This window comes from Streptomyces roseifaciens (assembly GCF_001445655.1).
GTDB lineage: Bacteria > Actinomycetota > Actinomycetes > Streptomycetales > Streptomycetaceae > Streptomyces > Streptomyces aureoversilis.
Genome location: NZ_LNBE01000004.1, coordinates 2402982 through 2415321, shown reverse-complemented (window position 1 = coordinate 2415321; position 12340 = coordinate 2402982). Strand labels below are relative to the sequence as shown.

Genomic DNA, 12340 nt, shown 5'->3' with positions numbered 1-12340 from the left:
AGCCCACACCGACAGCCGAAGCCAGTCCGGCACCGCCGGAACGCGGTCGCGTGGCTGATCACCGCTGCGGCGGCAAAAGCCCCTCCGCCACAACGGCGAGACGCCCGACGGCGGCCACCGGCGGTGCCGGGCCCACACCGACAGCCGAAGCCAGTCCCGCACCGCCGGGAACGCATCAGCATGGCTGATCACCGCTGCGGCGGGAAAACTCCTCCGCCGCAACGGCGAGACGCCCGACCACGGCCACCGGCCGCGCCGAGCCCACACCGACAGCCGAAGCCAGTCCGGCACCGCCGGGAACGCATCAGCATGGCTGATCACCGCCGCGGCGGGAAAACTCCTCCGCCGCAACGGCGAGACGCCCGACGACCGCCACCGGCGGTGCCGAGCCCACCCCGGCTACGGGGTGACCGCTCCGCCCGGGGGCGAACCGCGAGTGTCAGCCCCGGCCCTCGCCGGAGGCGACCGGTGCCGCGCCGGAGGCGTCCGGCTCCTCGGCGAAGTCCACGCGCTTCATGTGCTTGTTCATGCTCTTCATCAGGAACCACACCGCCACGCCGATGACGGCGAAGACGATGAAGCCGAGGACACCGGGGGTGACCTTGTTCTTGTCGAGTTCTTCGGCGAGCGGCACCAGCTGGGTGGCGGCGAGGGAGCTCATCATGGGGTCAATTGTTGCGGATGCCCGCGAAGAGGTCGTCCTCGGGGAGGGACGTGCCGACGAGAGACTTCGCCAGCTCGTACTCCTCCGTGGGCCAGACCTCGCGCTGGAGGTCCAGCGGCACGCGGAACCAGCCGCCGTCCGGGTCGATCTGCGTGGCGTGTGCGATCAGCGCCTTGTCGCGGATCTCGAAGAAGTCGCCGCAGGGCACGAACGTGGTCAGGTGGCGCTCACGCCCCATCGTGTGCCAGCGCTCCAGCCACTCCCCGTAGGGGGACTCCATGCCGCGCTCGAGCAGGGCGTCGTGCAGCGCCTGCGTGCGCTGGCGGTTGAAGCCCTGGTTGTAGTAGAGCTTCTGCGGCTGCCAGGGCTCGCCGGCCTCGGGGTAGCGGCCGGGGTCGCCGGCCGCCTCGAAGGCCACCATCGAGATCTTGTGGGTCATGATGTGGTCGGGGTGCGGGTAGCCGCCGTTCTCGTCGTACGTGGTGACGACGTGCGGACGGAACTCGCGGATGAGCTTCACCAGTCGCCCGGCCGCCTCGTCCACGTCCTGGAGGGCGAAGCAGCCCTCGGGCAGCGGCGGCAGCGGGTCGCCCTCCGGCAGGCCGGAGTCGACGAAGCCCAGCCACTCCTGCTTGACGCCGAGGATGTCGCGCGCCTCGGCCATCTCCTTGGCGCGGACCTCGTGGATGTGCTCCTCGATGTACGGGTCGCCCTGGAGCTTGGGGTTGAGGATGGAGCCGCGCTCGCCGCCCGTGCAGGTGGCCACCAGCACGTCCACCCCCTCGGACACGTACTTGGCCATCGTGGCCGCGCCCTTGCTCGACTCGTCGTCGGGGTGGGCGTGCACGGCCATCAGTCGCAGCTGCTCAGTCAAGACTTCGTCCTCGGTCACTGGTCATGGCCCGTCTTATCGGTGTGTCGGGGCGCCTCCTATAGTGACCGAAGCGGGAGGCGTTTCATTCCTGTTCTCCCGACCAGCACCGACCCGGAGGAAGATCATGGCTGCGGCACGCGAGGGCCTGCCCGACGGTCGCTACGGCCGCTCGGCGGACGCCCGCGCCGACCGCAAGCTCAAGATCGTCGGCGCGGTGCTGGGCGCGGGCCTGCTCGGCGTCATCGCCTGGTCCGGTGTGCACTACATCACCAAGTCCGACGTGACCGGACAGCTCCTCCGCTCGAAGCCCGTGTCGGACGACAGGGTGGAGGCGGTCATCGAGGTCCGCAAGGACAAGGACAGCACCGCGGTGTGCACCCTGCGCTCCCTGGGCGCGGACGGCGCCGAGGTCGGCCGCAAGGACGTCACGCTGGACCGCCGCGAGGACCACTTCACCGAGACGGTCGTCCTGCGCACCACGGCGCACGCGGCCGCCACCGACCTCGAGGGCTGCCGCAGCGTAGCCGGCCGCTGAGCCGCCCCGCGCTGACCTGCACCGACGTGGTGCTTGCGTAATTTCTCCCGTTTACTTCTTCCCCCTTTCCGGACGGAATTGTTAGGCTCGTGGTTTCGCCCCGCTTTGAAGGTGCACCCTTCTGAGTAGGGCGTTCATTTGTTATCGCGATGTATCCCCAAGCATTCCCCAGTACCGACGAGGAGCACCTGTGACCCAGACCAGCGACAACGTCACCTGGCTGACTCAGGAGGCGTACGACCAGCTCAAGGCCGAGCTGGAGTACCTGTCTGGTCCCGCTCGCACCGAGATCGCCGGCAAGATCGCGGCGGCCCGCGAGGAGGGTGACCTGCGAGAGAACGGCGGGTACCACGCGGCCAAGGAGGAGCAGGGCAAGCAGGAGCTCCGCGTGCGCCAGCTCACCCAGCTGCTGGAGAGCGCGAAGGTCGGCGAGGCCCCGGCGGCCACCGGCGTCGTCGCGCCCGGCATGGTCGTGACCATCGCCTTCGACGGCGACCCGGACGACACCCTGGACTTCCTCCTCGCCTCCCGCGAGTACGCCAGCTCGGACATCGAGACGTATTCGCCGCAGTCCCCGCTGGGCTCCGGCGTCAACGGCAAGAAGATCGGCGAGGACGCCCAGTACGAGCTGCCGAACGGCAAGAAGGCCATGGTGCGCATCCTGGAGGCCAAGCCGTACACCGGCTGAGGCCCGCGGACGTGACCGTGCCCCGTACTCCCTTCCCGGGAGTACGGGGCACGGTGCTTTCCGGGCGGTGAACGCGCCTCAGGCCGTCGCCGACCGGAACTTCCGTACCGACAGCGTCCGGAACAGCGCGATGATCAGCACCGACCAGATCAGCGACGCCCACACCGGGTGCTGCATCGGCCAGGCGTCCGGCACCGGATAGCCCTCCGGCAGATTGCCGAAGAGCTGCCGGGCGGCCTGCACCGTGGCGCTGAAGGGGTTCCACTCGGCGATGACGCGCAGCACCGTCGGCATGTTGTCGGCGGGCACGAAGGCGTTGGAGATGAAGGTGAGCGGGAAGAGCCAGATCAGCCCGCCCGAGGTGGCCGCCTCCGGGGTGCGCACCGACAGCCCGATCAGCGCGCCGATCCAGGAGAAGGCGTAGCCGAGCAGGAGCAGCAGGGCGAAGCCCGCGAGGGCCTTGGGGATGCCGTTGTAGACCCGCCACCCGACGATCACGGCGACGATCGCGAGCACGACGAGCGTGAGCGCGGTCTGGACGAGGTCGGCGAGCGTACGGCCGGTGAGGACGGCCCCGCGGGCCATGGGCAGGGACCGGAAGCGGTCGATGAGCCCCTTGTGCATGTCGTCGGCGATGCCCGCCCCGGCGCCGGCGGTGGCGAACGTGACGGTCTGGGCGAAGATGCCCGCCATCAGGAACTGCCGGTAGGTGTCCGGGTCCGTGCTGCCGCCGACGGCGATGGAGCCGCCGAAGACGTAACTGAACAGCACCACAAACATAATCGGCTGAATAAGCCCGAAAATGACCACTTCGGGGATGCGCGCCATGCGAATCAGGTTGCGCTTGGCGACGACCAGGGAGTCGCGCACGGAGCGGCCGATGCCGCCATGCACCCGCAGGGCCGCCTCCCTGGAGGCGGCGCTTCCGACGACGCTCATGGCCTGACCTCCTGCTGCGCTCCGGCGTCCCCGGCCGCTCCGGCGGAACCGGGGGGCCCGGCGGAACCGGCGGCCCCGCCGTCGCCGTTCCCTGCCTCGCCGTTGCCCGCCTCGCCGTTCCCCGCGGCGTCCGTCTCCGCGGCGTGGCCGGTGAGCGAGATGAAGACGTCGTCCAGCGTCGGGCGGCGCAGGGCGATGTCGTCGATGTCGATCCCGCGGGCGTCGAGCTCTCTGATGACCTCGGCGAGCAGCTTCGCTCCGCCGGAGACCGGCACGGTGACCTTGCGGGTGTGCTTCTCGATCGAGGACGCGCCCTTGCCGAAGCCGCGCAGGACCTCGTCGGTGGTGGCGATGTGCTCGGGGTTGCGCACGACGACCTCGACGCGCTCGCCGCCGGTACGGGCCTTGAGCTGGTCGGAGGTGCCGCGTGCGATGACCTTGCCGTGGTCGACCACGCAGATGTCGTGCGCGAGGTGGTCGGCCTCCTCCAGGTACTGGGTGGTGAGCAGGAGGGTGGTGCCGCCGGCCACCAGTTCCTGGATGACCTCCCACAGGCCCTGCCGGTTGCGCGGGTCCAGGCCGGTGGTGGGCTCGTCCATGAACATCACGGGCGGGCTGACGACGAGGGCCGCGGCGAGGTCGAGGCGGCGGCGCATGCCTCCCGAGTAGGTCTTGGCGATGCGGTCCGCGGCCTCCGCGAGGTCGAAGCGCTCCAGCAGCTCCCCCGCACGGGCCTTCGCGTCGCGGGCGCTCATCTGGTAGAGCTGGCCGACCATGCGCAGGTTCTCACGGCCCGTCAGATATTCGTCGACGGCGGCGAACTGGCCGGACAGCCCGATGGAGCGGCGGACCGCGTCGGGCTTCTTGAGGACGTCGATGCCGGCCACGAAGGCCGAACCGCGGTCGGGCTTGAGCAGAGTGGTCAGGACGCGTACGGCGGTGGTCTTGCCGGCGCCGTTGGGGCCGAGCAGCCCCAGAACGGTTCCTTCCGGCACATCGAGATCGACCCCGTCCAGAGCCCTGACGTCGCCGAAGGTCTTCACCAGGCCTTCGGCATAGATGGCGCCTGGCATGGAAGTACTCCCCGCTTGGTGACGTACTGCCCGATTTTACGTTCGGTGCAGCCGTTGCGCCCTGTGAATGCCGCACCCCGCTTGCCGTAGGCGGCCGCCCGGGGCGGCGTTCGCGGAGGTGGGGAAGCGTTTCGGCGGTGGAGCGGCGTTTCGGCGGTGGAGCGGCCTTCCGGCGTTTCCGCGTGCCCGGGCGGCGTTCGCGGCGATCAGGCCGTCATCCGGTACCCCGCCGCCCGCAGGGCTTCCCGTACCGCGGCGCAGTGCCCGGGCCCCTTGGTCTCCAGGTGCAGCTCCACCTCCGCCTCGGTCAGGCCGAGCCGCGGGTCGGTGCGGACGTGGCCGACGTCCAGGACGTTCGCGTCGGCCGCGGAGAGCACCTCCAGGAGGGCCGCGAGCGCCCCGGGCCGGTCGGTCAGCCGCAGGTGGAGGCTCAGATAGCGGCCGGCGGCCGCCATGCCGTGCCGCAGGACGCGCTGCAGCAGCAGCGGGTCGACGTTGCCGCCCGACAACACGGCGACGAGTGGTCCCTCGAACGAGTCGGGGTCCGCGAGCAGTGCCGCCACCGGCGCGGCCCCGGCCGGCTCCACGACCATCTTGGCCCGCTCCAGGCAGAGCAGCAGCGCCGCGGCGAGCGCGTCCTCGGAGACCGTCCGTACCTCGTCCACCAGCTCCCGGACCAGCGCGAAGGGCACCGCGCCCGGGCGGCCCACCAGGATGCCGTCGGCCATCGTCACGGGCTCCGCGACCGTCACGGGGCGCCCGGCGGCCAGCGACGGAGGGTACGCGGCGGCGCCGGCCGCCTGCACGCCCACGATCCGCACGTCCGGCCGCAGCGCCTTGACCGCCACCGCGGTGCCCGCCGCGAGCCCGCCGCCGCCCATGGCCACCACGATGGTGCGCACCTCGGGGCACTGCTGCAGGATCTCCAGGCCCACCGTGCCCTGACCTGCGACGACGTCCGGGTGGTCGAAGGGGTGGACGAGGACGGCGCCGGTCCGGTGCGCGTGCTGCCGGGCGGCGCTCAGCGCCTCGTCCAGCCCCTGCCCGTGCAGCCGCACCCCGGCGCCGTACGAGCGGGTCGCGGCGACCTTCGGCAGGGGCGCGCTCACCGGCATGAACACCGTGGCGCGCACGCCCAGGAGCGCGGCCGCCAGGGCCACGCCCTGCGCATGGTTGCCCGCGCTGGCGGCCACGACCCCCGCCGCGCGCTCCTCCCCCGACAGCCCCGCGATCCGGGTATACGCGCCGCGGACCTTGAAGGAGCCGGTCCGCTGGAGGTTCTCGCACTTGAGGTGGACGGGCGCGCCGATCAGGCCGGAGAGGTGGCGGCTGCCCTCCAGGGGCGTGGTGCGGACGACCCCCGAGAGGATCTTCCGGGCGCCGAGGACGTCGTCGAGGGTGACCGCGCGAGGGGGCTCCGCCGGTGGACGGACCCCGTCCGGCGCATCCGGTACGTCCCTGTCCGCCGCATCCGTTCCGTCCGCTGCGCGTGCGGCCATAAGGCCAGTCTTGCAGCTCGTTTGCGTAACGACCGTCGCAACGGACGCATATCGCCCGGACGATTCCGGATCGCATGGCAGTGCATATCGATGCATACCGAGCGGATTGATCGGTACCGGCGGAGCGGATTGCCCGGCACCGGCCCAGGCACCCTCCGGGCCGCGTACTCTGTCCCCCAATCTTCCCTGCCCGACGCACGAAGTGAGCCCCAGGCCATGCCCACCCCTTCGGACATGACGACCGACCTCGCCCCAGGTGTCCTCGACGCGCTCCAGCACCAGGTGGCCGTCTTCGCACGCCGCGCCGAACAGACGCGGCTCGGCGGCGTGGGCCAGGTCCGCAACTCGATGGACCGCGCCGCTTATCTGCTGCTCAACCGCCTCGACCAGGAAGGTCCGATGGGCGTGAAGGCGCTCGCCGCCGGCATGGGCATCGACTCCTCGACCGTCACCCGCCAGGTGGCGCCGCTGGTCGACACCGGCCTGGTCAAGCGCACCTCGCACCCCGAGGACGGCCGTGCCGTCGTCCTCCAGCTCTCCCCGCGCGGCAAGGCCCGCCTGGAGGAGGTGCGGGCCTCGCGGCGCGCGCTGATGGCGCTGGTGACGGACGGCTGGAGCGAGGACGAGCGGGACGCGTTCTGCACCCTGCTGACCCGCTTCAACACGGCCCTCTCCGAGGTGCACAACGCACTGCCGCCGGTGACGCCGACGGCCTGACCGGCCCGGGGAATCACCGGAGGCACCGGAAACATCGGGGAAACCCGGGAAACCACCTGAAAACCCCCAGAAACAGCTGCGCCGGGCGGGCCGGAAGAACCGGCCCGCCCGGCGCACAACAGCAGTTGCAGGTGCGGGGGGGGATCAGCCCAGCGCCTGCGTGAGGTCGGCGAGCAGGTCGTCGACGGACTCGATGCCCACCGACAGGCGCACCAGGTCCGCGGGGACCTCCAGCTGCGAGCCGGCGGTCGACGCGTGCGTCATCAGGCCCGGGTGCTCGATCAGCGACTCCACTCCGCCGAGGGACTCGCCGAGGGTGAACACCTCGGTGCGGTTGCAGATCTCCACGGCCGCTTCCTGGCCGCCCTCGACGCGGAAGGACACCATGCCGCCGAAGGCCTTCATCTGCTTGGCGGCGACCTCGTGCAGCGGGTGCTCGGGCAGGCCCGGGTAGTAGACCTGGGTGACCTTGGGGTGGGAGACGAGCAGCTCGGCCACGCGCTCGGCGTTGGCGCTGTGCCGGTCCATGCGCACGGCCAGGGTCTTGATGCCGCGCAGCGTCAGCCAGGAGTCGAAGGGGCCGGCGACGGCGCCCATCGCGTTCTGGTGGTAGGCCAGCTCCTCGGCCAGGGCCGCGTCGGCGGTGACCAGCGCACCGCCCACGACGTCGGAGTGACCGCCCATGTACTTGGTGGTGGAGTGCACGACGACGTCCGCGCCGAGCGCCAGCGGCTGCTGCAGGTAGGGGCTGGCGAAGGTGTTGTCGATGACCAGGCGGATGCCGGCCGAGTGCGCGACCTCGGCGAGGGCGGCGATGTCGCTGATGCCCAGCAGCGGGTTCGACGGGGTCTCGACCCAGATGACCTTGGTCGTGGGCCGCAGGGCGGCGCGCACGGCGGCCGGGTCGGAGGTGTCGGCGACCGACCACTCCACGCCCCAGCGGCTGATCACCTTGGCGAAGAGGCGGAACGTGCCGCCGTAGGCGTCGTTCGGGATGACCACGTGGTCACCGGGCGCCAGCAGCGTACGCAGCAGGGTGTCCTCGGCGGCCAGGCCGGAGGCGAAGGCGAGGCCGCGGACACCGCCCTCCAGCGCCGCCAGGTTCTCCTCCAGAGCGGTACGGGTGGGATTGGCGCTGCGGCTGTACTCGTAACCGCCGCGCAGGCCGCCGACGCCGTCCTGCTTGTACGTGGACACCTGGTAGATCGGCGGCACGACAGCCCCGGTCAGCGGGTCCGGCTCCTGCCCGGCGTGAATGGCGAGGGTCTCGAATGCATGCTGATCGCTCATTTTCCCGAGCCTAGTACTCCGCACACCCGAACACCCGTGTTCACTTGTAACCGGAGCATGAACGATCCGCGGACCCCGCGCGTTGTTCCTCACACAGCCCTACTCGTAGCACTAAGCTGCCCCACCCACGTTCAGGACCGATCATGGAGTTTCTGCTCATCCTGCTGGCCGTCCTCGCGATCTGCGCCGTCCTCGCCGGGCCGGCGCTGCGCCGCAGGCGGGCGCGCGCGGGCCTGACCACCGCCCCCGGCGCGACGGCCGCGTCGTACGGCTTCCTGCCGCCCGAGCAGCTGGACGTCCGCCTGCCCGGCCCCGACCCCGAGCTGCTCTCCGCCGTCGAGGAGGCCCGCCGCACCCAGGACTGGAAGCCGGCCGCCGAGCTGCTCTCGCGCACCCACGACCCCGAGCAGCGCTGGCAGCGGGTGCAGACCCTGGCGGGCGCGGCGGTCCGCGAGCTCGCCGAGGCGCCCGGCACGGGCGGGGTGTGGCTGCGGCACTGGCGGGTGGTGGCGCCCGAGGATGCGGGCGGCGCGGCCGTCCAGGCCGAATTCCTCGTCCAGCAGGCGCTGCGCGACCCCTCCTCCGAGGACTACCGCATGATTCTGGAGGAGGCCGGCACGGTCTGCGCGGAGGCCGCCCGGCTGGCGCCGGAGGACGTGGTGCCGCTGATCGTCGAGCTGGGCGTGGCGCGCGGCACGGGTGCGGGCGAGGCCGAGTTCCAGTCGGCGTGGGAGCGGGTCGTCTCCCGCGCCCCCCAGCACATGGGCGCGCACCTGGCCGCGCTGCGCTACTGGAGCGCGAAGTGGCACGGCTCCCGCGAGAAGGCCGACGCCTTCGCGCAGCGCGCCGCCGCGGGCGCGCCCCAGGGCAGCCTGCTGCCGGCCCTGCCGCTCTTCGCCGTCCACGACCACCTGCCGGACGTCAATCTGGTCCAGGGCCTCTACCGCGGCGAGGTCGTCACCCGCGCGATCCAGGCCGCCCAGTACGCGGCCGCCCACGCCCCCGGCACCCACCCCGTGCTGCCGCACGTGCGCCACCTGCTGGTGTGGTTCCTGGTCAACGCCGAGCGCTATCCGGAGGCCCTGGAGCAGCTGCGCCGCGTCGACGGCCACATCGGCGCGGTCCCGTGGTCGTACGAGGCGGATCCGGTCGCGGCGTACACGGTGTACCGGGAGCTGGCGGTGGCGGGCGGGGAATCGCCGGGCGCGGCGAACCGTTGGGCCTGACACCGGATCTTCCCCACCACTCCCGGAGGCCGCCACCATGCTCTTCCCCACCCGAGAACCCCGCCTCCCCACCCCCGAGGAGGCCCTCAAGGGCCGCCCGGAGCCGGAATTCCCCCTCCAGGAACGCCACACGGTCCTGGGCACGCCCCTGGGCGGCCCCTACCCGGCGGGCCTGGAGGTGGCGGACTTCGCCCTGGGCTGCTTCTGGGGCGCGGAGCGCAAGTTCTGGCAGACGGAAGGCGTCTGGACCACCCTCGTCGGCTACCAGGGCGGCCACACCCCGAACCCCGCGTACGAAGAGGTCTGCAGCGGCCTGACCGGCCACACGGAGGTCGTCCGCGTGGTCTTCGACCCGGCGGTCGTCCCCTACGCCGCCCTCCTGAAGCTCTTCTGGGAATCCCACAACCCCACCCAGGGCTTCCGCCAGGGCAACGACCGCGGCACCCAGTACCGCTCGGCGATCCACACCCACTCCCCTGCCCAGCAGACAGCAGCGGAATCGTCCCGCGAGTCCTACCAACAGGTCCTGCGCGGCTCGGGCTACGGCGACATCACCACGGAAATCCTCCCGGCGGGCCCGTTCTGGTACGCGGAGGCGTATCACCAGCAGTACTTGGACAAGAACCCGGCGGGTTATTGCGGAATCGGCGGCACGGGCGTCTCGTGCCCGACGGGAATCACGCCCGGAGGGAGCTGAACCGCTTCTCCCTCATCGCACAGTGGGCCGTGTACGTCCACATCCAGCGGCAGCCGCGCCTTGCTTCCCAGTGGCGCCGAAGGACCGTCTGATCGTGATCGTCCGCATCGTGCCGCCGTTCCAGGACTTGTAGAGGGGCTGGTCATCGCCGCCTGCGCTCCGAGGCGCAGGGCGCCACCGGCGGAAAGCTCATGCCCCCGGCGTGCCGTCCTCCGGTCCCCGCAGCTTCGCCGCCAGGGCCGACGGGTCGTAGCCCGGGGCGACGCCGTCGGCGAAGATGATCGCGCCCTCCACGTGTTCCGCGCGCAGGGGGATCAGGGCCTGGTAGGCGGGTGACGCGTACCAGGCGCGGGCTTCCGCGAGGTCCGGGAAGGCGATCAGGACCATGTTGCCGGGCCAGGTGCCCTCCGCGACGTGGACCTCCGCGCCGTGGACGAGGAAGCGGCCGCCGAACGGGTCGAGGGTGGCCTGGATGCGTTCGATGTACTCGAGGATGTCGCGGTGGGTGCCGCCGGCGGCGTGCGGGGCTATGTCGCGGAAGCTGCCCAGGGCGTACGCGGTCATGGTGGCTCGCTCTCAAGGTGGGGGCCGGGGGTTCCCTCCGGGGGACCCGGGTAATTCCCTTGGCCTGTCGTAGGTTTCAGTGGGCTTCAGTCTCCCCTGACATCCCGGACCGGTCGATTACCTCTCAGGTCATCACCCTCATCCCTCGGCCCGCCCCCGCCGGGCCACAAAGCGGAAACTCCCCTTCCCCACCGTCACCGTGCACTCCGCGAAGCCCGCCATCCGCAGCCGGGCCTCCAGGGTTTCCGGTGGGACCGGTACGCACGTGTCGCCGAGGTGGATCAGGCGGAAGCCGCGGCTGCTCAGGGCGTCGCAGCCGGTGAAGACGCCGCCGGGGCGGAGGACCCGGTGGGCTTCGGCGAAGAGGCGGTCCTGTTCGGTGAGGGACGGTACGTGGTGGAGCATCGTGAAGCAGGCGACCGAGTCGAACCGGGCCTCCGGGAAGGGGATGTCGGCGCCGTCGCCGTACACGACGTCCACCCGCTCCCCGAAGAGCAGCCGCAGCCGCGCCGCGTACTCCGCGTCCGCCTCGACCACGCTCAGCTTCTCGACCTCGCGCACCAGTACGCGCGTCGTGGCCCCGTAACCCGGCCCGATCTCCAGGCAGTCGGTGCCCAGCGGGACGTCCTCCAGTGCCCAGGGCAGGAGTTCGTCCCGGATCGCGCGGGCCCAGCGGTCGGAGGAGCAGAGGCGGCGGTGGATGAGGTTCATCGGCATGGTTCGAGGCTAGGAAGGAGGGGACGGTGTCGCATACGGGCCAGGAGGTCAACCCATGTCGTCAGACGGACAACCCGCTTCCCATCTGGTGGCTCCCCCCGGCGCCGCCGTCGCCGTCGGCAGCTTCCCCCTCGACGGCAGCGAGTGGTTCGGCCGCCATCAGCACGCCGCGCACCAGCTGGCGTGGGCGCCTCACGGCGTCCTGGCCGTGCGCGCCTCCGGCCGTACGTGGGTGCTGCCGTCCACCGTCGCCCTCTGGATACCGGCGGGCGTCCCGCACGCCACCGGCGCGACCTCGTCCGCGCTCCTGCGCAGCCTCTACTTCTGGCCGGACCGCTGCCCGCTGACCTGGGACGAGCCCCAAGTCGTCCCCGTCTCCGGCCTCTTGCGCGAGCTGATCGACTACTTGGCGCAGGATCCGGAGGTCCTCGGCCCGGAGGCCCGCCACCGCGCGGAGGACGTCGTTCTCGACCTCCTGCACCCGGTGTCCGTCACGACCGTGCGCGCCCCGATGCCCGCCGACCCCCGCGCCCGCCGCGTCGCGGAGGCCCTGCGGGCGGATCCTTCCGACGGCCGGTCGCTGGCGCAGTGGGGCGAGGCCGTGGGCGCGAGCGCGCGGACGCTCGCCCGCGCCTTCGTCTCCGGTACGGGCATGACCTACGGGCAGTGGCGCACGCAGCTGCGCCTGCAGGCGGCGATGCCGATGCTGGCGGCGGGTTCGACGGTCTCGGCCGTGGCGCGGCGCGTCGGCTACGGGTCGCCGAGCGCCTTCGTGGCGGCGTTCCGGCGGGGTGTGGGGGTGCCGCCGGGCGCCTATTTCGCGCCTGCGGAACCCCGCCCGTGAACCGGCCTCACCC

General features: G+C 71.7%; 14 protein-coding genes. 6 read left to right on the top strand and 8 right to left on the bottom strand.

Translation table 11 applies throughout. The features are described 5' to 3' along the window. Nucleotides 1-439: 439 nt before the first annotated feature. Nucleotides 440-664 carry a hypothetical protein gene (locus AS857_RS28095; RefSeq protein ID WP_058045988.1) on the bottom strand — a complete coding sequence of 75 codons (225 nt, stop codon included), beginning with the start codon at nucleotides 662-664 and terminating at the stop codon, nucleotides 440-442. A 4-nt stretch (nucleotides 665-668) separates the two neighbouring features. Further along, the gene (gene mca / locus AS857_RS28090; RefSeq protein WP_058047117.1) at nucleotides 669-1538 is read right to left on the bottom strand and encodes a mycothiol conjugate amidase Mca; all 870 of its coding nucleotides are present in this window, start codon (nucleotides 1536-1538) and stop codon (nucleotides 669-671) included. Nucleotides 1539-1662: 124 nt separating this feature from the next. On the opposite strand from mca, the gene AS857_RS28085 reads away from it, so the two are divergent. Beyond that, complete coding sequence (locus tag AS857_RS28085) at nucleotides 1663-2073, top strand: DUF4307 domain-containing protein (protein ID WP_058045987.1); 411 nt, start codon at nucleotides 1663-1665, stop codon at nucleotides 2071-2073. A gap of 190 nt (nucleotides 2074-2263) precedes the next feature. Further along, nucleotides 2264-2761: a transcription elongation factor GreA gene (gene greA / locus AS857_RS28080; RefSeq protein WP_058045986.1), complete on the top strand. Its 498-nt coding sequence runs from the start codon at nucleotides 2264-2266 to the stop codon at nucleotides 2759-2761. 78 nt (nucleotides 2762-2839) lie between these two features. Here greA and AS857_RS28075 read toward each other — a convergent pair whose 3' ends face one another. The 3 genes from AS857_RS28075 to ilvA form a co-directional block, all read right to left on the bottom strand. Further along, nucleotides 2840-3700, bottom strand: a complete 861-nt coding sequence (locus AS857_RS28075; RefSeq protein WP_058045985.1) for an ABC transporter permease — start codon at nucleotides 3698-3700, stop codon at nucleotides 2840-2842. Next, the gene (locus AS857_RS28070; protein WP_058045984.1) at nucleotides 3697-4773 is read right to left on the bottom strand and encodes an ATP-binding cassette domain-containing protein; all 1077 of its coding nucleotides are present in this window, start codon (nucleotides 4771-4773) and stop codon (nucleotides 3697-3699) included. Before AS857_RS28070 ends, AS857_RS28075 begins: the two co-directional genes overlap by 4 nt. Nucleotides 4774-4979: 206 nt before the next feature. Further along, on the bottom strand, nucleotides 4980-6272 hold the full coding sequence (gene ilvA, locus AS857_RS28065; RefSeq protein WP_079110685.1) for a threonine ammonia-lyase: 1293 nt from the start codon (nucleotides 6270-6272) through the stop codon (nucleotides 4980-4982). A 216-nt stretch (nucleotides 6273-6488) separates the two neighbouring features. On the opposite strand from ilvA, the gene AS857_RS28060 reads away from it, so the two are divergent. Beyond that, nucleotides 6489-6989: a MarR family winged helix-turn-helix transcriptional regulator gene (locus AS857_RS28060; RefSeq protein ID WP_058045983.1), complete on the top strand. Its 501-nt coding sequence runs from the start codon at nucleotides 6489-6491 to the stop codon at nucleotides 6987-6989. A 144-nt stretch (nucleotides 6990-7133) separates the two neighbouring features. On the opposite strand, the gene AS857_RS28055 is transcribed toward AS857_RS28060, so the two are convergent. Next, a complete protein-coding gene (locus AS857_RS28055) occupies nucleotides 7134-8279 on the bottom strand; it encodes a cystathionine gamma-synthase (RefSeq protein WP_058045982.1) in 1146 nt (381 codons plus the stop codon). A 143-nt stretch (nucleotides 8280-8422) separates the two neighbouring features. Between AS857_RS28055 and AS857_RS28050 the strand changes: the two genes are divergently transcribed. Together AS857_RS28050 and msrA are read left to right on the top strand one after the other, a co-directional pair. Further along, a complete protein-coding gene (locus tag AS857_RS28050; RefSeq protein WP_058045981.1) occupies nucleotides 8423-9505 on the top strand; it encodes a hypothetical protein in 1083 nt (360 codons plus the stop codon). Nucleotides 9506-9542: 37 nt separating this feature from the next. Beyond that, a complete protein-coding gene (msrA, locus tag AS857_RS28045; RefSeq protein ID WP_058045980.1) occupies nucleotides 9543-10202 on the top strand; it encodes a peptide-methionine (S)-S-oxide reductase MsrA in 660 nt (219 codons plus the stop codon). Between the two features lie 189 nt (nucleotides 10203-10391). Here msrA and AS857_RS28040 read toward each other — a convergent pair whose 3' ends face one another. Together AS857_RS28040 and AS857_RS28035 are read right to left on the bottom strand one after the other, a co-directional pair. Next, nucleotides 10392-10766, bottom strand: coding sequence for a DUF1330 domain-containing protein (locus tag AS857_RS28040; RefSeq protein WP_058045979.1), 375 nt, complete (start codon nucleotides 10764-10766; stop codon nucleotides 10392-10394). Nucleotides 10767-10904: 138 nt separating this feature from the next. After that, the gene (locus AS857_RS28035; protein ID WP_058045978.1) at nucleotides 10905-11483 is read right to left on the bottom strand and encodes a class I SAM-dependent methyltransferase; all 579 of its coding nucleotides are present in this window, start codon (nucleotides 11481-11483) and stop codon (nucleotides 10905-10907) included. Nucleotides 11484-11538: 55 nt separating this feature from the next. Between AS857_RS28035 and AS857_RS28030 the strand changes: the two genes are divergently transcribed. Continuing rightward, a complete protein-coding gene (locus tag AS857_RS28030) occupies nucleotides 11539-12327 on the top strand; it encodes an AraC family transcriptional regulator (protein WP_058045977.1) in 789 nt (262 codons plus the stop codon). Nucleotides 12328-12340 lie beyond the last annotated feature (13 nt).